The sequence below is a fragment of the Mesorhizobium sp. M0601 genome (genome assembly GCF_040320845.1).
Classification (GTDB): Bacteria; Pseudomonadota; Alphaproteobacteria; order Rhizobiales; family Rhizobiaceae; genus Mesorhizobium.
In genome coordinates this window covers 1-22,374 of the sequence record NZ_JAMYQK010000002.1, presented here as the reverse complement: position 1 = coordinate 22,374, position 22,374 = coordinate 1, and the positions used below count along the sequence as shown (strand labels likewise).

Below are 22,374 nucleotides of genomic sequence, written 5' to 3'. Positions count from 1 at the left end.
TTAGAAACTCATACTGTAAGCGCCTGAAAATTTTCGAAGTCGATAAGGTCGTTCTGTTGGGGCACGGGCCGCGGCGTCGTTTGGGCAGCAAAATAGAAAAAGCCGGAAAAATTCGGCGAGGAAAAAATGACAGAAGAAAACAAGAAAAAGCCGAATCCGATCGACATCCACGTCGGAAGCCGCATCCGGCTTCGCCGCAATATGCTGGGAATGAGCCAGGAAAAACTGGGTGAAAACCTCGGCATAACGTTCCAGCAGATCCAAAAGTACGAAAAGGGCACCAATCGCGTCGGCGCCAGCCGTTTGCAGGCAATCGCCTCCATACTCGGCGTCCCCGTCGCCTTCTTTTTCGAGGATGCGCCCGGTCAGGAGCCCGTGGGCAACCGTGGATTTGCCGAGGATGCTTCGATGACCTCCGCCGTCGAATTCTGCGGCAGCCCGGAAGGCCTCCAGCTGAATCGCGCCTTCGTCAAGATCGCCGATGTGAAAGTGCGCCGCAAGATCATCGAGTTGGTGAAGTCGCTTTCCACCGACGAAGTCGATTGACTGGCCCGTGAAGAGTTCAACAAGGAAGGGCTCGTCGTAGCTGGGCATGCAATTTCTCGCGGCTGCGCGCATTGAGGGATGTTCATTCCGCAGATGCGCTAAAGCGCAGATCGATTTCGCTCGACTCGCTTCCTGGAAGCCGTTTTCCTCAGTCTGTTGCGCAAGGGCTGATCGCAGTGCGCCCTGCCGCCGTCTCGGGATGCAAGGATAATAACGTCAAAATTCATGCCAGAACGGCTGCATGGCTTGACGAGCGACGCCCGGCACCGTTAACAACTGGCGCGCCAAAATCGGCGGCCTGCCGATATTTTTTTCAAGAGGGGACACCCGTGACGCGGCACAATTACTTCTTCACCTCGGAATCTGTTGCCGAGGGCCATCCCGACAAGGTCTGCGACCGCATCTCCGACGAGATTGTCGATCTCGTCTATCGCGAAGCCAGAAAGACCGGCATGGACCCGTGGAAGGTCCGCGTTGCCTGCGAGACGCTTGCGACGACCAATCGCGTTGTCATCGCCGGCGAGGTGCGCGTCCCCGAGACGCTGCTCAAGAAGGACAAGGAGGGCAACGTCCTGAAGGATGCGGCCGGCCATCCGATCGTCAACCCGGCCAAGTTCAAGTCGGTCGCTCGCAAGGCGATCCGCGAAATCGGCTACGAGCAGGCCGGCTTCCACTGGAAGACAGCCAAGATCGAGGTCCTGCTGCACGGCCAGTCGCCGGATATCGGCCAAGGCGTCGACAACGCCTCCGACCGGCAAGGCGAGGAGGGAGCCGGCGACCAGGGCATCATGTTTGGCTATGCCTGCCGCGAAACCCCGGACTTGATGCCGGCGCCGATCTATTACAGCCACAAGATCCTCGAATTGCTGGCGGCTGCGCGCCATGAAGGCAGCGGTGATGCCGGCAGGCTCGGGCCGGATGCCAAGAGCCAGGTCACCGTCCGCTATGTCGACGGCAAAGCGGCGGAAGTGACGCAGATCGTGCTGTCGACCCAGCATCTCGATGAGACGTGGGATTCGAAGAAGGTGCGCAACGTCGTCGAGCCCTATATTCGCGAAGCACTGGGCGACCTGAAGATTGCCGACAATTGCAACTGGTACATCAATCCGACCGGCAAGTTCGTCATCGGCGGGCCTGATGGCGACGCCGGCCTGACCGGCCGCAAGATCATCGTCGACACTTATGGCGGGGCTGCGCCTCATGGCGGCGGCGCTTTTTCTGGCAAGGACACCACCAAGGTCGACCGCTCGGCGGCCTATGCGGCGCGTTATCTCGCCAAGAACGTGGTTGCCGCAAAGCTCGCCGATCGCTGCACCATCCAGCTTTCCTATGCGATCGGTGTCGCCCAGCCGCTGTCGATCTACGTCGACCTGCACGGCACCGGCAAGGTCGACGAGGCAAAACTCGAGCGTGCACTGCGCGCCGTGATGGACCTGTCGCCGTCCGGCATCCGCCGCCACCTCGATCTCAACAAGCCGATCTATGCCAAGACGTCGTCCTACGGCCATTTTGGCCGCAAGGCCGGCCGCGACGGATCCTTCTCCTGGGAGAAGACCGATCTCGCCAAGGCGCTCAAGGACGCTCTCGCCGAACCGGTCGCCGAAGCAGTCGCCGCCTAACCGCGGCGCCTATGGATCCGAAGGACCGGCCAAGCCGTGCGACCGAGGCCTTTTTCGGTCGCCGGCGCGGCAAGGCCATTCGACCACAACAGGCAGCGGCGCTGGAGAGCGGCTTCGCCGCCTACAGGCTCGATCTGACGGTTGAACCGCCGGCCGACTTGCGCAGCCTTTTCGAAGCCGAAGTTTCGGCTGTCCAGCTCGAAATCGGTTTTGGCGGCGGCGAACATCTTCTGCACCGTGCTACGGCCAGCCAGGCGACCGGCTTTATCGGCGTCGAGCCTTTCGTCAACGGCATGGCCAAGATGATGATGGCGGTCCGGGAGCGGCCGCTTGCCAATCTGCGCGTCTATGACGACGACGCCACACGTCTGCTGGACTGGCTGCCGCAGGCTTCGCTTGACGGCATTGACCTTCTCTATCCGGATCCGTGGCCGAAGAAGAAGCACTGGAAGCGGCGCTTCGTCAGCCCGGTCAATCTCAACCGCTTCGCGCGCGTCCTGAAGCACGGCGGAAAGTTCCACTTTGCGTCCGATATCGATAGCTATGTGAACTGGACGCTCCTGCATTGCCGGGCGCACGACGCCTTCACGTGGCAGGCAAGCGAAGCAGCCGACTGGCACCGGCCCTATGATGGCTGGCCGGGGACGCGCTATGAGGCCAAGGCCATTCGCGAAGGCCGACGGCCCGCCTATCTCACCTTCGTGCGGAAATAAGCGGGAAATTAGAGCTGAGCACAAGGCGAGCCGGCCGAAGGCTCTCGGCGCTCACTTGGCTCAGAAGCGACGGATCTTGTCGAAGGCTGCCGGCTCCATGCCGAGATTGCGCAGATCATGCGCACGCGGCTTGCGACCGCTTTCCACAGCCCGCGACGCGGCTACGGCGCTGCCGAACACGCTAAAGACATCGCCTATGGCTGAAAAAAATCCACGATTGTTCATGATGGGACCCTTTCGAGCGCAGTGAGCGCTCCAATTGTGCAATGCAACGTAGATAGTCGTGCGTGGCCGGTGCTCAAACGGTGATCACTGCATGGGCGCCATGCATTTGGAGCAGCGCTGCGGACTCGGAGCCTTGCCGTCATGCAGGACGGGCTTGAAACGAGGACCACGATCGTCTATATCAGCTTCAAATTCTTGGTCGGTATGACGAAGAGTGGGTCCACCCGGTCCCGCTCTTTTTTATTACCTGCCGACCGACAGAAATCGAGTGACGGGACCGAATGACAGTGACGGCAAGCGAAGGCGACGACCGCATCATCCGCGAAAGCGGCATCGATGCGCGCATCGCGCTGATCGTTCAGCCGGTACTGCGCGCCATTGGCTTCCGCTTGGTACGTGTGCACTTGTCGGGCCAGAACGGGCTGACGCTGCAGATCATGGCCGAGCGCGAGGACGGCACCATGACGGTCGAGGATTGTGAAGAGGTCAGCCGGGCGGTATCGCCGGCGCTCGATGTCGATGATCCGATCGAGAAGGCTTATCATCTCGAAGTGTCGTCGCCGGGCATCGACCGGCCGCTGGTCCGCAAATCGGACTTTGCAGCCTGGACCGGCCATCTGGTGAAGATGGAAACGTCGGTTCTCGTCGCCGACCGTAAGCGCTTCAAGGGCAAGATCGCCGAAAGCGACGCGGACGGTGTGCTGATCGAGCGTGACAAGGCCGCTTACGGCGAGGAGCCGACGGTACGTGTTCCCTACGATGCGATTGCCGAAGCGCGGCTGATTCTGACCGACGACCTTATCCGCGATGCGCTGTCGAAGGACAATCGGGCGCGCAAGGAAGCCAGGAAACGCCGCGGCGAACCCGAAGACGCACCAGAGGGTGCGGAAGACGAAACCGAACAGGAAATGTGATTGGGCTGCCGGCCGTAAAGGTCGGCAACAAGCTCGGGAGAAAGAAGATGGTTGTAAGCGCCAACAGGCTTGAACTGCTGCAGATCGCCGATGCGGTCGCGCGTGAAAAGTCGATCGACAAGTCGATCGTCATCGCCGCCATGGCCGATGCGATCCAGAAGGCCGCGCGCTCGCGCTACGGCCAGGAAACCAATATCCGCGCCGACATCAATGCCAACACCGGCGAGATGAAGCTGCAGCGGCTGATGGAAGTGGTCGAGAAGGTCGATGACTACGCGACGCAGATTGCCATTTCCTCGGCGCGCGAGCGCAATCCGGACGCCCAGCTCGGCGATTTCATTGCCGAACAGCTACCGCCGATGGATTTTGGCCGCATCGCCGCCCAGTCGGCCAAGCAGGTCATCGTGCAGAAGGTGCGCGAGGCCGAGCGCGACCGGCAATATGACGAATACAAGGACCGTATCGGCGAGATCGTCAACGGTACCGTCAAGCGCGTCGAATACGGCAACGTCATCGTCGATCTCGGCCGCGGCGAAGCGATCATCCGCCGCGACGAGCTGATTCCGCGCGAAAACTACAAGTATGGCGATCGCGTCCGTGCCTATGTCTATGACGTGCGCCGCGAACAGCGCGGCCCGCAGATCTTCCTGTCGCGCACCCATCCGCAGTTCATGGCGAAGCTGTTCACCATGGAAGTGCCGGAAATCTACGACGGCATCATCGAGATCAAGTCGGTCGCCCGCGATCCGGGTTCGCGCGCCAAGATCGCTGTCATCTCGCGCGACAGCTCCATCGATCCGGTCGGTGCCTGCGTCGGTATGCGCGGCAGCCGCGTCCAGGCGGTCGTCGGTGAATTGCAGGGCGAGAAGATCGACATCATTCCTTGGTCGCCTTCGGCGGCGTCCTTCATTGTCAATGCATTGCAGCCGGCGGAAGTCGCCAAGGTCGTGCTCGACGAGGATGCCGAGCGCATCGAGGTCGTCGTTCCCGACGATCAGCTGTCGCTGGCCATCGGCCGCCGCGGCCAGAACGTCCGTCTTGCCTCGCAGCTCACCGGCTGGGATATCGACATCCTGACCGAGCAGGAAGAGAGCGAACGCCGCCAGAAGGAATTCGTCGAACGGTCGTCGCTGTTCATGGAAGCCCTCGACGTCGACGAGATGGTCGGCCAGGTGCTCGCTTCCGAAGGCTTCACCAGCGTCGAGGAGGTCGCGTATGTCGACTCCGGCGAAATCGCGTCGATCGACGGCTTCGACGAGGACACGGCTTCGGAAATCCAGACCCGCGCCCGCGAATATCTGGAGAAGATCGAAGCCCAGCATGACGAGAAGCGCAAGGCGCTCGGCGTCAAGGACGAGCTGCGCGAGATCCCCGGCATCACCACCGCCATGATGGTGACGCTCGGCGAGGACGGCGTGAAGACGATCGAGGATTTCGCCGGCTACGCCGCCGACGACCTGACCGGTTGGAAGGAACGCAAGGACGGCGAGACGAAGGTATTCCCGGGTGTGCTCGCCAACCACGGCGTATCACGCGCCGATGCCGAGCAGATGGTCCTGGCCGCTCGCCTGAAGGCTGGCTGGATCACCGAAGACGAGCTTGCCGCCGAGGGCGTGCCGGCTGACGAAACCGTCGGTGCGTGAGGTGAAACCGCATCGCACCGAACCCGCCCTTGGACGAGATGAACGATCGCACCTGCATCGTCACCCGCAGGCAAGCCGAACCGGATGAACTGATCCGTTTCGTCGTCGGCCCGGATTCGGCCGTCGTTCCGGACATCAAGAGAAACCTGCCCGGCCGCGGTTGCTGGGTGACGGCCGACCGCCTACATATAGAAAAGGCAGCGGCCAAAAATCTGTTTGCCCGTGCTTTTAAGGCGCAGGTGAGCGTGCCGGCCAATCTTGGCGGCATGGTCGACGCGCTGCTTTCCAGGTCCGCTCTGGGCATGTTTGGCCTGGCCCGCAAGGCGGGCGCCATAGCGCTCGGAGCGACCAAGGTCGAGAGCGCCGTGCGCGGCGGACTTGCACTTTTCGTGCTCCACGCGACCGAGGCTTCCGACGATGGCGTCCGCAAGATAAGCCAGGCGCGACGGGCAACCGTCCACCTCGGCGGGCCTGCGATCCGCGCTTACAAACTTTTCTCCGAGGCCGAGTTGAGCTTGGCATTGGGGGGTACAAATGTGATACATGCTGCCGTTCTCGCGGGAGACGCGGGCAGGGCGGTCCAGAAGCGCATGGTTGCGCTCGACCGATATCGGGGCGGTTCCCCGGACGATCTGGCAATGCTTGCGGCCGTTGCTGACGAAGATGATGCCGCAGAGGATATGGAATGAGCGATACGAAATCGGGCGACGACAAGACGCTGAGTGTTACGCCGAAGAAGACCTTGACGCTGAAGCGCCCCGGTATGGAACAGGGCACGGTGCGCCAGAACTTCTCGCACGGCCGCACCAAGTCGGTGGTCGTCGAGACCAAGAAGCGCAAGTTCTCGCTGCCCGGCGACAAGCCGGAGCCGGCGGCAGCGCCTGTTTCCGTCTTCACGCCGAAGCCGGTCGCGGCAGCGCCTGCCGTGCAGGAAGCTCCCAAGGCGCCTCCCCCTCCGCCGCCGGTCGAACGCGGCGGCATGGTGCTGAACGAGTTGTCGCGCCAGGAAATGGAAGCGCGCCGCCGGGCTCTCGAGGGCTCGAAGGTCCGCGATGTCGAGGATCGCCAGCGCGCCATCGAGGAAGCCAAGCGCCGCAGCGAGGACGAAGAGCGCCGCCGCCGCGAGCGCGAGGAATCGGCTCGCCGTCAGGCCGAGGAAGAGGCACGGCTGCAAGCCGAGGCCGAATCCCGCCGCCGTGCCGAGGAAGAGGCGCGCCGCCGTGCGCCGCTCGCCGCCGAACTGGCAACAGTCGATGACGAGGAAGAGGTCAAACCGAAGCGGACCGGTGCCGGCGCACCAGTGCGCCGTCTGGTCACGCCGGAAGTGGCGCGTCCGGCCAAACCGACCAAGGGCGAGGAAGACCGCCGCCGCGGCAAGCTGACGCTGAATTCGGCGCTTTCCGACGAGGATGCGCGCGCCCGCTCGCTCTCGTCGATGCGCCGCCGTCAGGAGAAATTCAAGCGCGCGTTGCATAACGAGCCACGCGAGAAAGTCATGCGTGAAGTGATCCTGCCCGAAACCATCACCATCCAGGAGCTGGCGCAGCGCATGTCCGAGCGCGCTGTCGACGTGGTCAAGTTCTTCATGAAGCAGGGCCAGATCCTGAAGCCTGGTGACGTCATCGACGCCGACACGGCCGAACTCGTCGCCACCGAATTTGGCCACACGGTCCGCCGCGTCGCCGAGTCAGACATCGAAGAGGGCTTGTTCAACATCGCCGATCGTCCCGAGGACCTGCGGCCGCGTCCGCCGGTGGTAACGATCATGGGCCATGTCGATCACGGCAAGACCTCGTTGCTCGATGCCATCCGCAATGCCAACGTCGTCTCCGGCGAGGCCGGCGGCATTACCCAGCATATCGGCGCCTATCAGGTCGAGAAGAACGGTCACAAGGTTACCTTCATCGACACGCCCGGCCACGCCGCCTTCACGGCGATGCGTGCCCGCGGTGCCCAGGCGACCGATATCGCCATCCTCGTGGTGGCAGCTGACGACAGCGTCATGCCGCAGACGATCGAATCGATCAATCACGCCAAGGCGGCCGGCGTTCCGATCATTGTGGCGATCAACAAGATCGACAAGCATGACGCCGACCCGCAGAAGGTGCGTTCGGAACTGCTGCGCCACGAGGTGTTCGTCGAATCCATGGGCGGCGAGGTGCTGGATGTCGAGGTGTCGGCGACCAAGGGCATCAATCTCGACAAGTTGCTCGAAGCGATCCTGCTGCAGGCCGAAATCCTCGACCTGAAGGCCAATCCGGACCGGACCGCCGAAGGCGTGGTCATCGAAGCCCAGCTCGACAAGGGCCGCGGCCCAGTCGCTACCGTGCTGGTGCAGACCGGCACGTTGATGCCGGGCGACATTCTCGTCGCCGGCAACGAATGGGGCCGGGTACGCGCGCTCGTCAATGATCGCGGCGAGCAGGTCAAGGAAGCGCCGCCGGCAATGCCGGTGGAGGTGCTCGGCCTGCAAGGCACGCCGCAGGCCGGCGACCGCTTCGCCGTGGTCAACAACGAAGCCCGCGCCCGCGAGATCACCGAATATCGCCAGCGTCTGGCGCGTGAGAAGGCGGTGGCCAGGCATGCCGGCCAGCGCGGCTCGCTTGAACAGATGATGTCGCAGTTGCAGACCAGCGGATTGAAGGAATTCCCGCTGGTCATCAAGGGCGACGTGCAGGGCTCGATCGAGGCGATCAACGCCGCGCTCGACAATCTCGGCACCGACGAGGTGCGCGCCCGCATCGTCCATGCGGGGGCTGGCGGCATTACCGAAAGCGACGTGTCGCTGGCGGAAACTTCGGGGGCTGCGATCATCGGCTTCAACGTTCGCGCCAATGCGCAGGCCCGCGCAGCCGCGGCTGCGGCAGGCATCGAGATCCGCTACTATTCGATCATCTACAATCTGGTCGATGATGTGAAAGCGGCGCTCTCCGGCCTGCTCTCGCCGGAGCGTCGCGAGACCTTCATCGGCAATGCCGAGATCCTCGAGATCTTCGACATCACCAAGGTCGGCAAGATCGCCGGCTGCCGTGTCACCGAAGGCAAGGTCGAGCGTGGTGCGGGCGTGCGCCTGATCCGCGACAACGTCGTCATCCACGAAGGCACGCTGAAGACCCTGAAGCGCTTCAAGGACGAGGTTTCGGAAGTTCCGGGCGGCCAGGAATGCGGCATGGCCTTCCAGAACTACGAGGACATGCGCGTCGGTGACGTCATCGAGTGCTTCCGCGTCGAGATGGTGACCAGGACACTATAAAGCGCTTGGCACCGATATGGGCCAGGACGTTCCAAATTTGGAAGGTATGTTCCCTCTATGGGAGTATACCTTCCAGACAAATGATACGCAGCTTAAACGTGCTGCGCGTTCGTTTTCCGATCTGAGGTATGGTCGATCCAGGCGTTGGATTCTTACAGGGCTTGCTTGGCTGATTTTGATAGCCGCAATTCTTTTGATTATCTGGACATCTGCGTTGGCCGTCGCTCTGCTGGAGTACCTTGCAAAGGGCGTGGTTTCCAGTGAGACAATTTACGCTCTGGCCCCAATTGCTATGGGGACAATATATATAATAATAGCTCGTAGTTTTTTGGTTCCTTTAAAAAGGAAGGCAGGTAATAAGAAGCTTGGCAATATCGCTGAATCAGTTAAGATTTTCGACGGGTATATTATCCAGTTTTTGGATGAGAGCTCGATAAAGAATCGAAAGATAGAACGGATGCATCTCAGCCACGATTATTTATTCTTCGTTATTGACGACGGCACCCGTTTCGTTTTTGTCCCGAGAGATGTCGTTACCGCCGATGCGCTTGCGAAAATAAAAATCTGGGTAGCTGACGCTCGGTCATAGAATGAGGACCAATTAACGCAGGTTCCCAAGGGTAGCCAAGCCAGTTCAACAGCGCTAAGTGGGCGGCTTGAGGCGGTTCGAACCCGCGCGAAGGAAGAATTTTCATGCCTAGACCATCAACGGCTGGCCCATCCCAGCGCATGCTGCGCGTCGGCGAGCAGGTGCGCCATGCGCTGTCCGAGACCTTGCAGCGCGGCGAGATCCTCGATCCGCTGATCGAGAACACGGTGGTTTCGGTCTCGGAAGTGCGCATGTCGCCCGATCTCAAGATCGCCACCGCCTTCGTTTCGCCGCTCGGCGCCAAGGGTGCCGGGGCGGTGATCGAGGCGCTCAACAAGCATGCGAAGTTCGTGCGCGGCCGCGTCTCCGGCGCGCTGCGGCAGATGAAGTACATGCCGGAATTCCGCTTCCGGCTCGACACCAGCTACGACAATTTCCAGAAGATCAACGAATTGCTGCACTCGCCCGAAGTCGCGCGCGATCTCAGCGCCGACGACAAAGACAAAGACGACCGGAAGGACAGCGAATAGTGGCGCGTCGCGGTAAGAAGAAGGGCCGCCCGATCTCGGGCTGGCTGGTACTGGACAAGCCGGTCGGCATGGGCTCGACTGAAGCCGTCTCCAAGATCAAATGGCTGTTCCAGGCGGAAAAGGCCGGCCATGCCGGCACGCTCGACCCGCTGGCGTCCGGCATGCTGCCGATCGCGCTCGGCGAAGCGACCAAGACCGTGCCATACGTCCAGGACGGCGCCAAGGTCTACCGCTTCACGGTTGCCTGGGGCGAGGAGCGTTCGACCGACGACCTCGAAGGCCCGGCGACCAAAAGCTCGGACCGCCGTCCGGCGGAAGCCGACGTACGGGCGCTGCTTTCGAAATATACCGGCGTCATCATGCAGACGCCGCCGCAATTTTCGGCGATCAAGATCGCCGGCGAGCGCGCCTACGACCTTGCCCGCGATGGCGAGACGATCGACATTCCGGCACGCGAGGTCGAGATCGGCCGGCTCGATCTGGTCGAGCACATGGCCGATCGCACCATCTTCGAGGTCGAATGCGGCAAGGGCACCTATGTCCGCTCGCTGGCGCGCGACATGGGGCGCGACCTTGGCTGCTTTGGTCACATCGCCGAGCTGCGGCGGGTCGAGGTCGAGCCGTTCACGCAGGAAGATTTCGTCACCTTGGCCGAGTTGGAGGCCGCCCGCTTCGGCGAGCAGGGCGAGCCGCAAGCAGCAGACGCGCCGATCGACTTCGGTACCATCGATGCACTTCTGGTCGACACCGCCGCGGCGCTCGAATGCTTGCCGCAGGTTGCGATCAGCGACGATGCGGCAACCAAAATCCGCCTCGGCAATCCGGTCATCATTCGCGGCCGTGACGCGCCGGTTGCAGCTGAGGAGGCCTGCGCCACCGCGCGCGGCAAGCTGGTCGCCATCGGCGCCATCGAGCAAGGCATGTTCAAGCCAAAGCGGGTCTTTGTCGGGTAACAGCTGTCGCCCGGCGCATGATCTCCAAACCGGATTCTATTTTGGGAAAGGATCATGCGCTAAATCAACAGGCCTACGGCGTCGTTTGCCGTCCGAAAGGATGCGCTGCGCTGTAGTGCCGTTCGACGCTGCACTCGAGGGGGCACATGGCAAAGGCTGACACGGTCAACAAACGAGCGGCGCTCAAAACACGGAGGCCGCCGGTCGGGGCTTCGCCGGGCACGCTGATCGCCGACCCGGCGGCGCGCCGCTCCGAGCTCAGGCTGACGTTGATCTCGCCCGAAAAGTTCAAGACCATCGACAATGCCAGCATCGACGACGTCAACACCCATTGCCACAATTGGCCGGTTATCTGGCTCGATTGCACAGGCCTCGCCAACATCCAGCTGATCGAGGAGATCGGCCGGATCTTCAACCTGCATCCGCTGGCGCTGGAAGATGTCGTCAACACCGGTCAGCGACCGAAGGTGGATTTCTTCGAGGACCACGCCTTTGTCGTCGTCAGGATGATCGACGACGTCACCGCGCACCGTTACGAACAGATCGCCGTCTTCTTCGGCAAGACCTTCGTCGTCACCTTCCAGGAGCGCGAAGGCGACCCGTTCGATCCCGTGCGCAAGCGGATCGCAAGCTCGGTGCCCAACCGCTTGCGCTCGCGCGGCGCCGACTATCTCGCCTATGCCTTGATCGACGCTATCGTCGACAGCTATTTCCCGCCGATCGAGACTGCCGGCGAATTGGTCGACAGCATTGAGGACCAGATGCTGAACCAGGCGCACAAGCATCAGATGCGGCAGCTTCATGAATTACGGCGCGATGCCAATGTGCTGAAGGGCGTGCTTTGGCCGATGCGCGACGCGCTGGCGACCATGATCCGCAATGACGTCTCTTATGTGAAGGCCGAAACCAAGATATTTCTGAACGACACGCTCGATCATTCGCTGCGATTGATCGAACTGGTCGAAACCCAGCGCGACATGCTGACCGGCCTGATCGAGATGCACTTGTCGCTCAGCCAGGCGCGCACCAACGACGTCATCAGCTATCTGACGATCGTCTCGGTGATCTTCATGCCGCTTACCTTTCTCGTCGGCGTATGGGGCATGAATTTCGACCCCGACACCTCGCCCTGGAACATGCCGGAGCTGAAGGCCTATTACGGCTATCCGCTGTCGCTCGCCTTCATGGCGCTTGTGGCGGTCGGGCTCTTTGCGTACTTCAAATGGAAGAAATGGCTCTGACTAGGCGGAAGTGCCCGTTTACGCAGCAAAAAGCCGGCTTGTGAATTAGGCTGGCCTTTTTGTCGGAATTGCACTATATGCGCCGCAGCCTCGCGCTTTGACGCGTTGCTTGCGCCGGCCCCTGCTGGACGACATCCCGGCTGAGGGCGTCCCGTTTCCTCAAACAGACAAGGAAAAACACGATGTCGATTACTGCCGAACGCAAGAAAGAATTGATGGGCGAATTCGCAACCGCCAAGGGCGATACCGGGTCTCCGGAAGTCCAGGTGGCCATCCTTTCCGAGCGCATCAAGAACCTGACCGATCATTTCAAGGACCACAAGAAGGATAACCATTCCCGCCGTGGTCTGCTCGCTCTCGTTTCCCAGCGCCGCAGCCTGCTTGATTATCTCAAGCGCAAGGACGACGCGCGCTATCAGACGCTGATCGAGAAGCTCGGTCTGCGCCGTTGACGAATTGACCGGCGGGTTCTTTCGAGAGCCCGCCGGTCGCGCATTGGAGCATCGGATCATCCGAGGCTCCAATGAAGAAAGCAGAGCGCCGCGCACCGGTTTGGACGCGCAAAGGACGCTCTGAAGTTTAGATTTGCGCAGGATACTTTCCGAAAACCTGGTTTTCGGGTTCACGCGCAAGGCCAGTCGGATCGATTGGCCAACCCGGTTTCGAAACAGCAGAGGGCTACTCGAAACCGCCCATGGACGGTCATGGGGCAGGATTGCAGGACGCTCGTGCGGCACCGCGCCGAATAAGCCGAGCCTCCCGTTGTCTTGCCCGTGGCTGCCCGAGAAAGGAAGCCAAGGGAAAGGGGCATCCGCGCACGCTGAAACGGCGCGGCCCTTTCCGCATACGAAGGACAAGACATGTTCAATTACCACAAAGTCGAAATCGAATGGGGCGGCCGTCCGCTCATTCTCGAAACCGGCAAGATCGCGCGTCAGGCTGATGGCGCGGTGCTGGCCACCTACGGCGAAACCAAGGTTCTCGCCACCGTAGTCTCGATGAAAGAGCCGAAACCCGGCCTCGATTTCTTCCCGCTGACGGTCAACTACCAGGAGAAGACTTACGCCGCCGGCAAGATCCCGGGTGGCTATTTCAAGCGTGAAGGCCGTCCGAGCGAGAAGGAAACGCTGGTTTCCCGCCTGATCGACCGCCCGATCCGCCCGCTCTTCGCCGAAGGCTACAAGAACGACACCCAGATCGTCGTCACCGTCGTCCAGCACGATCTCGAAAATGACCCGGACATCCTGTCGATCGTCGCCACCTCCGCCGCCCTGACCTTGTCCGGCGTGCCGTTCATGGGCCCGGTTGGCGGCGCCCGTGTCGGCTACATCAACGGCGAATATGTGCTCAACCCGCATGTCGACGAGATGCAGGAATCGAAGCTCGACCTGGTCGTCGCCGGCACCGCCGACGCCGTGCTGATGGTCGAGTCCGAAGCCAAGGAACTCGGCGAGGACCTTATGCTTGGTGCCGTCATGTTCGGCCACAGGGGCTTCCAGCCGGTGATCGACGCGATCATCAAGCTGGCTGAAGTCGCGGCCAAGGACCCGCGCGACTTCACCGCGCCGGACTATTCCGCACTTGAAGCCGAGATGCTCAAGATCGTCGAAGGCGAGCTTCGCGACGCCTACAAGATCACCGACAAGCAGAAGCGCTATGCCGCCGTCGACGCCGTCAAGGCGAAGGTCAAGGCCGCGTTCGCGCCGGCAGAAGGCGAAGAGGCCAAATACACGTCCGAACAGATCGGCACCGTGTTCAAGGAGCTCCAGGCCAAGGTCGTGCGCTGGAACATCCTCGACACCGGCTCGCGCATCGACGGCCGCGACCTGAAGACGGTCCGCAAGATCGTCTCGGAAGTCGGCGTCCTGCCGCGTACGCACGGCTCGGCGCTGTTCACTCGCGGCGAGACCCAGGCGCTGGTCGTCGCCACGCTCGGCACCGGCGAGGACGAGCAGTATGTTGATTCGTTGACCGGCATGTACAAGGAGAAGTTCCTCCTGCACTACAACTTCCCTCCCTATTCGGTCGGTGAAACCGGCCGCATGGGTTCGCCGGGCCGCCGCGAAATCGGCCATGGCAAGCTCGCCTGGCGCGCCATCCGGCCGATGCTTCCGACCGCCGACCAGTTCCCCTATACGTTGCGCGTCGTTTCGGAGATCACCGAGTCCAACGGCTCGTCGTCGATGGCTACCGTCTGCGGCACCTCGCTGGCTCTGATGGACGCGGGCGTGCCGCTTGCCAAGCCGGTCGCCGGCATTGCGATGGGCCTGATCAAGGAAGGCGAGCGCTTCGCCGTGCTCTCCGACATCCTTGGCGACGAGGACCACCTCGGCGACATGGACTTCAAGGTTGCCGGCACCGCCTACGGCATCACCTCGCTGCAGATGGACATCAAGATCGAGGGCATCACCGAGGAGATCATGAAGATCGCCCTCGACCAGGCCAAGGATGGCCGTCAGTACATTCTCGGCGAAATGGCCCACGCGCTGTCCGGCGCACGTGCCGAGCTCGGCGAGTTCGCGCCGCGCATCGAGGTCATGCACATCCCGACCGACAAGATCCGCGACGTGATCGGCTCGGGCGGCAAGGTCATCCGCGAGATCGTCGAAAAGACCGGCGCCAAGATCAACATCGAGGACGACGGCACCGTCAAGATCGCCTCGGCCAATGCCAAGGAGATCGAGGCGGCGAAGAAGTGGATACACACCATCGTCGCCGAGCCGGAAGTCGGTGAAATCTACGAAGGCACGGTCGTCAAGACCGCCGACTTCGGCGCTTTCGTCAATTTCTTCGGTCCGCGTGACGGCCTCGTCCACATCTCGCAACTCGCCAATGACCGCGTCGCCAAGACCTCCGATGTGGTCAAGGAAGGCGACAAGGTCTGGGTCAAGCTGATGGGCTTCGACGAGCGCGGCAAGGTCCGCCTGTCGATGAAGGTCGTCGACCAGGCCACCGGCAAGGAAATCGTGCGCGACAAGAAGAGCGAAGGCGAAGAAAACGCCGCCTAAGCTGATCTAACTATGCAATCGAAGCGGGCGCGCCGGAAGGTCGCGCCCGTTTGCGTTTCAACAACAGCCTTGCAGTTCAAGAGTGGTGAATGTCCGCCGAGCCGCTGAAAACGCTTTTCCATCCGTTCGAGGCCGGTGCTGTCTCCCTGCCACGAAAGGATGAACGCATACTCTTTCTCGGTGCCGAGCCCGGCTTTCGCTTGCCGGAAGGTTTTGATGCCAAGCTTCATCTTGTCCAAGGCTTCAGGCCGCACTTTCGCGCCTTGCAGGCGTCCGGCTTCGCGGTCACGCCGCAGGTCGAAGGCGAGGCTTTCGACGCGGCATTTGTGCTCGCTGGCCGCCATCGCGGCCAAAACGAGTTGCGCGTTGCCGAAGCGGTCGAACGCGCAGCACCAGGCGGGTTGATCGTCGTCGCCGGCAGCAAGGACGATGGAATCGCCAGCCTGCGCAAGCATGTCGGCGCCCTTGTGCCGCTCGAAGGCCACCTGCCGAAGCATCACGGCATTGCCTTCTGGTTTCGCCGGCCGGCCGATACCGTTGCCGCGGCAACGCTTCGCGCCGCCAATCCGGACTTGGTGGTCGAGGACCGCTTCCGCACGGCCCCAGGCATGTTTTCCTTCGACAAGATCGATGCCGGATCGAAGCTGCTAGTCGAAAATCTGCCCAACGATCTGCGTGGCAGCGTTGCGGACTTCTGTGCCGGTTGGGGCTATGTCGCCGCCGAAGTCGCCGCCCGCTCACCCGGCATATCGGCGCTTGACCTTTACGAAGCGGATTTCGAGGCGCTGGAGGCGGCCAAGGCCAATGTCGGCAACACAGGCGTGGAGCCACGTTTCTTCTGGATAGATCTGTTGAGCGAACCGGTCGAGCGCCGCTACGACGTGGTCGTCATGAACCCGCCCTTTCACCGCAGCCGGGCGACTGAGCCGGAAATCGGTGCCGGCATGATCCGCGCGGCAGGCAAGGCGCTGAAGCCCGGCGGCCGGCTGTTCATGGTGGCAAACCGCCAGCTTCCCTACGAACCGGTGCTGGCGGCCGCCTTCTCCAGCCATGCGGAGCTCGCCCGCGACGGCATGTTCAAGGTCTTATCGGCGCGACGCTGAAATCCTGCGGGGCAAGCCGGCGATACGTCGCTCGCGCTATTCCCGCCCGCCGTCGGTCTGCTTCAATTCGTCAAGCGTCGGCATGGAAACGATGTGATAGCCGGAATCGACATAATGGATTTCGCCGGTGACGCCGGAGGACAGGTCGGACAGCAAATAGAGCGCGGAGCCGCCGACTTCATCGATCGTCACTGTACGGCGTAGCGGCGAGTTGCGCTGCTGGTAGGAGAACATGTGGCGTGCGTCGGAAATCCCGGCGCCCGCAAGCGTCCGTACCGGTCCCGCCGATATGCCGTTCACCCTGATGCCGCGCGGGCCGTAGTCGTTGGCGAGATAACGGACGCTGGCCTCCAGCCCCGCCTTGGCGACACCCATAACGTTGTAGTTCGGCATGACACGGACCGAACCGGCATAGGTCAGCGTGACCATCGAACCGCTATCCTTCATCAATGTGGCGGCGTGACGGGCGATCTCGGTGAAGGAGTAGCAGGAGATCACCATGGTGCGGATGAAGTTGTCGCGGCTCGTGTCGGCGTAGAGGCCTTTCAGCTCGTTCTTGTCGGAAAAGCCGATGGCATGGACGACGAAATCCAGCCCGCCCCACGCCTTCCCCAAAGTCTCGAAAGTCGCGGCGACCGACACGCTGTCCTCGACGTCGCAAGGCACCACCAGGGATGCGCCCAATTTCTCGGCGAGCGGCTTGACCCGGCGCCCGAAGGCCTCGCCCTGATAGGTGAAGGCGAGGTCCGCGCCATGTTCGGACAGTTTGCGGGCGATACCCCAGGCGATCGAATGATCGTTGGCAACACCCATGACAAGCCCGCGCTTGCCCTTCATCAATCCGTCCATGGTCGGCAAATCCTTATGCGGAATAGCGCTGGAAAATCAGCGTTGCGTTGGTGCCACCGAAACCGAACGAATTGGACAAAACGGTGTCGATCCTTGCATCGTCGATGCGCTTGCGCACGATCGGCATGCCCTCGAATTCCGGATCGAGGTTCTCAATGTGGGCGCTCTCGCCGATGAACCCGCCTTGCATCATCAGGATCGAGTAGATCGATTCCTGCACGCCGGCGGCGCCCAGAGAATGGCCGGTTAACGATTTGGTCGACGTGATGAAAGGCATCTTCTCGCCGAACACCTCGCGGATGGCGCCCATTTCCTTGGAGTCGCCGACCGGCGTCGAGGTGCCGTGCGTATTGATGTAGTCGACCGGCGAGGACACCGTTGCGAGCGCCTGCTTCATGCAGCGCGCCGCTCCTTCGCCCGACGGCGCCACCATGTCGTAGCCGTCCGATGTCGCGCCATAGCCGACGATCTCGGCATAGATCTTGGCGCCGCGTGCCTTGGCATGCTCGAGCTCTTCAAGAATCAGCACGCCGGCGCCGCCGGCAATGACGAAACCGTCGCGATCGACGTCGTAGGCGCGTGAGGCGACCGACGCCCTGTCGTTGAACTTGGACGACATGGCGCCCATGGCATCGAAGAGATCCGACATCGTCCAGTCGAGATCCTCATGGCCGCCGGCGAAGACGATGTCCTGCTTGCCCCACTGAATCAGCTCGTAGCCATTGCCGATGCAATGCGCAGACGTCGAGCAGGCCGATGAGATCGAATAGTTGACGCCGTGGATCTTGAACCAGGTGGCAAGCGTCGCCGACGCGGTCGACGACATCGCTTTTGGCACCGCGAACGGCCCGATCCGCTTGGGGCTGCCGTTTTTGATCGTGGTCTCGGCCGCCTCGACGATTGCACGGGTCGACGGTCCGCCGGAGCCCATCACGATACCGGTGCGCTCATTGGTGATGTCGGCCTCGTCGAGGCCGGCGTCTGCGATCGCCTGGTCCATTGCGACATGGTTCCAGGCAGCACCCTGCGACAGGAAGCGCATGGCGCGACGGTCGATCATGCCCGATGGGTCCAGCGTCGGCGCACCCCACACCCGGCAACGGAAGCCATGCTCGGCGAAAGAGTCGGAGAAGCTGATGCCGGATCTGGCATCGTGCAGCGAGGTCTGCACCTCGTTGGCATTGTTGCCTATCGACGACACGATGCCGAGACCTGTGACTACGACCCGTCTCATTCGCAACTCCTTCCAGCGGACCCCGAACCTGAAATCAATTTCCGGAATGGAACCATGCGCAAAATTAAAGTGCTACAGCGTTCATCAGACGTCCAAGACGTCGTACTGCAGGGTCTTCGTTCAGACGGCGGCCGATTGCTTGGACAGACCGACCTTCAGATCCGTTGCCGCGTATATGGGCTCGCCATCTGCCTTCAGCCAGCCATCGGCGATGCCAAGCACAAGCCGACCGCGCATCACGCGCTTGAAGTCGACGCCATACTCCACCTTCTTGACCGAAGGCGTGACCATGCCTTTGAACCTCACCTCACCGGTCGACAGCGCCATCCCCTTGCCGGGTTCACCGAGCCATCCGAGATAGAACCCCGTCAACTGCCACATGGCGTCCAGGCCCAGGCATCCCGGCATGATCGGATTACCGATGAAATGGCAGGCGAAAAACCACAAATCCGGCTTGATGTCGAATTCCGCGCGGATGAAACCCTTGTCGAACGCACCGCCGGTCTCGCTGATCTCGGTGATGCGGTCGAACATCAGCATCGGCGGATAGGGCAACTGCGCATTTCCCGGTCCGAACAGCTCGCCGCGGGCGCAGGCAAGCAATTCCTCGTAACCGTAGCTGGATTTCGGATCCGCCATCAATCTCGTCCCCGTGATCGTCCCGCGCGAAAGGAGCCCTTGTCGGTGGTTTCCTAACACAATCTGTTTCAGGCCGGAAACCGGCGTTTGCGCTTAACCTGCCCGTCTGCCCGGGTCAATGCGCGCTATTGATCGCATTCGGTCGACAGAATATATGTCAGGACACGTCCAGTTTCGGCAGATGCTCAATTTCTGCCATTTTGGACCTGTCTGAGGCGGAACTGTGAGCGCGACGGATAGATGGATCTGGGTTGCCGGAAGGATAATGTCGCTGTGGACAAGCGGGTTCGTGAGGCCGGTCTGAGGCCGACACGCCAGCGCATCGCGCTGGCCGATCTGCTTTTCGCCAAGGGCGACCGCCATCTTTCGGCCGAGGAACTGCACGAGGAGGCGCTTGCCGCCGGCGTGCCGGTGTCTCTGGCCACCGTCTACAATGCTCTGCACCAGTTTACCCAGGCCGGTCTTCTGCGCATCCTTGCCGTCGAGGGATCGAAGACTTATTTCGACACCAACACCTCCGATCACCATCATTTCTATATCGAGGGCGAAAACAGGATCTTCGATATCGACAGCGGCCCGGTGACGGTTTCCAACCTGCCGGAGCCGCCGGAGGGCATGGAGATCGCCAATGTCGATATAGTGGTGAGACTGCGTCCGAAACGCTGCGACTGACCGGCACTTATGAAATTCCTGGATTTGACGCTCCGGCTCGAATGGGTCGCCGTCGCGGTGGCGGCTCTTGTCTTCTATGCGATCGCCGGTGTTTCCTGGTGGCTGTTTGCCGTGCTCATTCTGGCGCCCGACCTGTCGATGCTGGGTTACATGGCCGGGCCGCGCGTCGGGGCGGTCGCCTACAACGCCTTGCACATACTGATCTTGCCCGTTCTGCTGGCGCTTGTCGGCAGCGTCTTTGACAATGCAATGGCGGTAGCTGTCGCGCTGATCTGGATCGCCCACATCGCCATCGACCGCGCTCTGGGCTATGGTTTGAAGCTGTCAAGCAGTTTCCAGGATACCCATCTCGGCCGCATCGGCCGCTAAACCATCCCCGAACCGAAGACCAGCGAAACAAATGCCGGATCCGGTGCTGCAGCGCTGGCCAACCTCCAGTTCGGAAAGTCAGTTCTTGACCTTTTCGCCGGGATAGGCACCCCAGACCAGCGACTGCGCGAGCCAGCCGGTATGGCCGTCGAAGGTCATTTCGCACCACTGGCCATCGCAGGTCTTGATCGTGCCCATCACCCCCGGTTCGAGGATCGCGATGACGCCTGCGTCTTTTGCCGGGTCGTCTAGGAGGTTGACGCGAGCGTCCTTGCCGCGCTGCCAGGGGGCGACGATCGCCGTGCGACGGCCCGAAAGCAGCGACTGATTGATCCAGCCTTCCGAGCCGTCGGCATCACGCACACGGCGCCACGTATCGAACTCCTGGATGATCTCCATCGGCAGGCCTGGCTTCATATACATCCAGTCGACGGAATAATTGACGCCCGGCCCAACGCGCGAGTTGACGCGGCCGGATTTCAGGCTGACGAAGCGCGGCAGCGGCAAGCCGCTTGGTCCGAGCGTGATGCTCTGGGCGGGTGCGGCGGCACTTTGCGCCATCACCAGTGGGCTATGGATGAGAGCGCCGAGGAATGCTGCACTGAGGGTCAGGCGGAGCGACGCGAAACCAGACACTTTCGTTCCTTTCGGCACCGGCCCATCGGCCTTCGCCCCTTTTTCTTTGTCTTCGGCGGAACCGCTTGTTACATGAATGACCGGTACCGCGATCGGCTCTCAGTTTCGCCGTTCTTGGTTAAAGAGGTCTCAACGAGATCGGGTTCGAGGAAAACAATGGCAGGCAAAAAGAAGCCCCTCGTCGTCATCACGCGCAAATTGCCCGACCCGGTCGAGACCCGCATGCGCGAGTTGTTCGACGCCCGCTTGAATGTGGAGGACAGGCCGATGACGCAGCCGGAACTGGTGGCTGCGGTCAAGGAGGCCGATGTGCTGGTGCCGACCGTCACCGATAATATCGACGCGGCGCTGATTGCCCAGGCCGGCGACAACCTCAAGCTGATCGCCAATTTCGGCAATGGGGTAGACAAGATCGACGTTGCGGCAGCGGCCAAGAAAGGCATCACCGTGACCAACACGCCGAACGTGCTGACCGAAGATACGGCCGACATGACCATGGCGCTGATGCTGGCCGTACCGCGGCGGCTGGCCGAAGGCGCCAACGTGCTGACCGGCGATAAGAAATGGGCGGGCTGGTCGCCGACCTGGATGCTCGGCCGGCGCATTTGGGGCAAACGGCTCGGCATTGTCGGCATGGGTCGCATCGGCACCGCCGTCGCCAGGCGTGCCAAGGCGTTTGGCCTCTCGATCCACTACCACAACCGCCACCGCGTACTGCCGGCAATCGAGGACGAGTTGGAAGCCACGTATTGGGAAAGCCTTGACCAGATGCTCGCCCGCATGGACATTATCTCGGTCAATTGTCCATCGACACCGGCAACCTTCCACCTGCTTTCGGCGCGGCGGCTGGCGCTTCTGCAACCGTCAGCTTACATAGTCAACACCGCGCGCGGCGATATCATCGATGAGGAATCGCTGGTCAAGCTCATCCATGACGGCAAGATCGCCGGCGCCGGCCTCGACGTCTACGAGCACGAGCCGGCGCTGAACAGCAAGCTGCTGAAACTCGCCCACAAAGGCAAGGTCGTGCTGTTGCCGCATATGGGCTCGGCGACGCTCGAAGGCCGTATCGACATGGGCGAGAAGGTAATCATCAACATCCGCGCCTTCTTCGACGGTCATCGCCCGCCCGACCGCGTGCTGCCGCTGCGGGCGTGACCGGCCATCGTGGCAGCGAATTCTGGTCGCGGCAGCTGCCGGCTCGCTTTTGGATAGCGTTTGCTTACAAAAGCACCTTGCGCATGGTGATTGAGGTCGGCCGGTCGTAACCTTTGTGTGCTGTCCGTTCGGTTTCGCGAAAGCCGAGGCGGGCGAAGGCAGCGTGGTTTCCAGTCAGTTCGACCCGGGTCTGGAGCTCGATGGCGGTCCTGTTGCGGCTGCGGGCAAGATCTTCGACGGCCTGCATCAGCTGTTTTCCAATGCCTTGTCCCTGAAGAACCGGCTCGACCGCGAGCTTTCCAACATAGAGCTCGTCTGCGCGCTTCAGGATGAAGACGCAACCGACGATCTCGTTTCCCTTCAGTGCCAGGAATGCTGTCTCCTCCAGCGCTCTAGTCGACCGTGAACAATCCGGCCCCTAAGCGGCGACCGGCTTGGGCCGGAGTTGGAAGAGAGCGATCAAGAGGGACAAAAAACCCT

22 protein-coding genes and 1 pseudogene are annotated in these 22,374 nt (G+C 61.7%); 17 read left to right on the top strand and 6 right to left on the bottom strand.

Translation table 11 applies throughout. The features are described from left to right. The first annotated feature begins 126 nt into the window (after positions 1 to 126). The 3 genes from NKI41_RS02615 to trmB all read left to right on the top strand — a co-directional run bounded on the left by NKI41_RS02615 (position 127) and on the right by trmB (position 2,878). Positions 127 to 546, top strand: coding sequence for a helix-turn-helix domain-containing protein (locus NKI41_RS02615; RefSeq protein ID WP_023676895.1), 420 nt, complete (start codon positions 127 to 129; stop codon positions 544 to 546). A 329-nt stretch (positions 547 to 875) separates the two neighbouring features. Then, entirely contained in the window at positions 876 to 2,165 is a 1,290-nt protein-coding gene (metK, locus tag NKI41_RS02610; RefSeq protein WP_023676896.1) for a methionine adenosyltransferase, read from the top strand. 11 nt (positions 2,166 to 2,176) lie between these two features. After that, positions 2,177 to 2,878: a tRNA (guanine(46)-N(7))-methyltransferase TrmB gene (gene trmB, locus NKI41_RS02605; protein WP_352448600.1), complete on the top strand. Its 702-nt coding sequence runs from the start codon at positions 2,177 to 2,179 to the stop codon at positions 2,876 to 2,878. Positions 2,879 to 2,938: 60 nt separating this feature from the next. On the opposite strand, the gene NKI41_RS02600 is transcribed toward trmB, so the two are convergent. Next, on the bottom strand, positions 2,939 to 3,103 hold the full coding sequence (locus NKI41_RS02600) for a hypothetical protein (RefSeq protein ID WP_352448601.1): 165 nt from the start codon (positions 3,101 to 3,103) through the stop codon (positions 2,939 to 2,941). A 281-nt stretch (positions 3,104 to 3,384) separates the two neighbouring features. Here NKI41_RS02600 and rimP point away from each other — a divergent pair, with 281 nt between their 5' ends. The 11 genes from rimP to NKI41_RS02545 all read left to right on the top strand — a co-directional run bounded on the left by rimP (position 3,385) and on the right by NKI41_RS02545 (position 16,337). Further along, positions 3,385 to 4,017 (top strand): ribosome maturation factor RimP, encoded by a 633-nt coding sequence (gene rimP, locus NKI41_RS02595; protein WP_023676900.1) that lies wholly within the window; start codon positions 3,385 to 3,387, stop codon positions 4,015 to 4,017. Between the two features lie 47 nt (positions 4,018 to 4,064). Continuing rightward, the gene (gene nusA / locus NKI41_RS02590; RefSeq protein ID WP_352681242.1) at positions 4,065 to 5,660 is read left to right on the top strand and encodes a transcription termination factor NusA; all 1,596 of its coding nucleotides are present in this window, start codon (positions 4,065 to 4,067) and stop codon (positions 5,658 to 5,660) included. Between the two features lie 38 nt (positions 5,661 to 5,698). Continuing rightward, positions 5,699 to 6,349, top strand: a complete 651-nt coding sequence (locus tag NKI41_RS02585; RefSeq protein ID WP_352681240.1) for an RNA-binding protein — start codon at positions 5,699 to 5,701, stop codon at positions 6,347 to 6,349. Further along, a complete protein-coding gene (gene infB, locus NKI41_RS02580) occupies positions 6,346 to 8,913 on the top strand; it encodes a translation initiation factor IF-2 (RefSeq protein WP_352613882.1) in 2,568 nt (855 codons plus the stop codon). Before NKI41_RS02585 ends, infB begins: the two co-directional genes overlap by 4 nt. A 16-nt stretch (positions 8,914 to 8,929) precedes the next feature. Beyond that, on the top strand, positions 8,930 to 9,502 hold the full coding sequence (locus NKI41_RS02575) for a hypothetical protein (RefSeq protein WP_352681238.1): 573 nt from the start codon (positions 8,930 to 8,932) through the stop codon (positions 9,500 to 9,502). Between the two features lie 104 nt (positions 9,503 to 9,606). Continuing rightward, on the top strand, positions 9,607 to 10,032 hold the full coding sequence (rbfA, locus tag NKI41_RS02570; protein ID WP_352681236.1) for a 30S ribosome-binding factor RbfA: 426 nt from the start codon (positions 9,607 to 9,609) through the stop codon (positions 10,030 to 10,032). Further along, positions 10,032 to 10,985, top strand: a complete 954-nt coding sequence (truB, locus tag NKI41_RS02565; protein ID WP_352681234.1) for a tRNA pseudouridine(55) synthase TruB — start codon at positions 10,032 to 10,034, stop codon at positions 10,983 to 10,985. Before rbfA ends, truB begins: the two co-directional genes overlap by 1 nt. Positions 10,986 to 11,131: 146 nt before the next feature. Next, positions 11,132 to 12,226, top strand: a complete 1,095-nt coding sequence (gene corA, locus NKI41_RS02560) for a magnesium/cobalt transporter CorA (RefSeq protein ID WP_352681232.1) — start codon at positions 11,132 to 11,134, stop codon at positions 12,224 to 12,226. Positions 12,227 to 12,366: 140 nt separating this feature from the next. After that, positions 12,367 to 12,678: a 30S ribosomal protein S15 gene (gene rpsO, locus NKI41_RS02555; protein WP_280940423.1), complete on the top strand. Its 312-nt coding sequence runs from the start codon at positions 12,367 to 12,369 to the stop codon at positions 12,676 to 12,678. A 408-nt stretch (positions 12,679 to 13,086) separates the two neighbouring features. Further along, the gene (pnp, locus tag NKI41_RS02550) at positions 13,087 to 15,234 is read left to right on the top strand and encodes a polyribonucleotide nucleotidyltransferase (RefSeq protein ID WP_352681230.1); all 2,148 of its coding nucleotides are present in this window, start codon (positions 13,087 to 13,089) and stop codon (positions 15,232 to 15,234) included. Between the two features lie 89 nt (positions 15,235 to 15,323). After that, positions 15,324 to 16,337, top strand: a complete 1,014-nt coding sequence (locus tag NKI41_RS02545; RefSeq protein WP_352455121.1) for a class I SAM-dependent methyltransferase — start codon at positions 15,324 to 15,326, stop codon at positions 16,335 to 16,337. Positions 16,338 to 16,373: 36 nt separating this feature from the next. Here NKI41_RS02545 and fabI read toward each other — a convergent pair whose 3' ends face one another. From fabI to fabA, 3 genes are all read right to left on the bottom strand, one after another. Beyond that, positions 16,374 to 17,186: an enoyl-ACP reductase FabI gene (gene fabI / locus NKI41_RS02540; RefSeq protein ID WP_352613887.1), complete on the bottom strand. Its 813-nt coding sequence runs from the start codon at positions 17,184 to 17,186 to the stop codon at positions 16,374 to 16,376. 13 nt (positions 17,187 to 17,199) lie between these two features. Next, the gene (gene fabB / locus NKI41_RS02535; RefSeq protein ID WP_023676911.1) at positions 17,200 to 18,420 is read right to left on the bottom strand and encodes a beta-ketoacyl-ACP synthase I; all 1,221 of its coding nucleotides are present in this window, start codon (positions 18,418 to 18,420) and stop codon (positions 17,200 to 17,202) included. 120 nt (positions 18,421 to 18,540) lie between these two features. Next, entirely contained in the window at positions 18,541 to 19,059 is a 519-nt protein-coding gene (gene fabA, locus NKI41_RS02530; RefSeq protein ID WP_352470073.1) for a 3-hydroxyacyl-[acyl-carrier-protein] dehydratase FabA, read from the bottom strand. Positions 19,060 to 19,299: 240 nt separating this feature from the next. Between fabA and irrA the strand changes: the two genes are divergently transcribed. Continuing rightward, positions 19,300 to 19,731, top strand: coding sequence for an iron response transcriptional regulator IrrA (gene irrA / locus NKI41_RS02525; RefSeq protein ID WP_023676913.1), 432 nt, complete (start codon positions 19,300 to 19,302; stop codon positions 19,729 to 19,731). 9 nt (positions 19,732 to 19,740) lie between these two features. Then, positions 19,741 to 20,100 (top strand): DUF4260 domain-containing protein, encoded by a 360-nt coding sequence (locus tag NKI41_RS02520; protein WP_352680480.1) that lies wholly within the window; start codon positions 19,741 to 19,743, stop codon positions 20,098 to 20,100. A 78-nt stretch (positions 20,101 to 20,178) separates the two neighbouring features. Here NKI41_RS02520 and NKI41_RS02515 read toward each other — a convergent pair whose 3' ends face one another. After that, a complete protein-coding gene (locus NKI41_RS02515) occupies positions 20,179 to 20,736 on the bottom strand; it encodes an SH3 domain-containing protein (RefSeq protein ID WP_352681227.1) in 558 nt (185 codons plus the stop codon). 156 nt (positions 20,737 to 20,892) lie between these two features. Here NKI41_RS02515 and NKI41_RS02510 point away from each other — a divergent pair, with 156 nt between their 5' ends. Beyond that, entirely contained in the window at positions 20,893 to 21,894 is a 1,002-nt protein-coding gene (locus NKI41_RS02510) for a 2-hydroxyacid dehydrogenase (protein ID WP_352470076.1), read from the top strand. Positions 21,895 to 21,958: 64 nt separating this feature from the next. Here NKI41_RS02510 and NKI41_RS02505 read toward each other — a convergent pair. Next, a pseudogene (locus NKI41_RS02505) lies at positions 21,959 to 22,288 on the bottom strand (GNAT family N-acetyltransferase); the annotation flags it as partial. Positions 22,289 to 22,374: the final 86 nt, after the last annotated feature.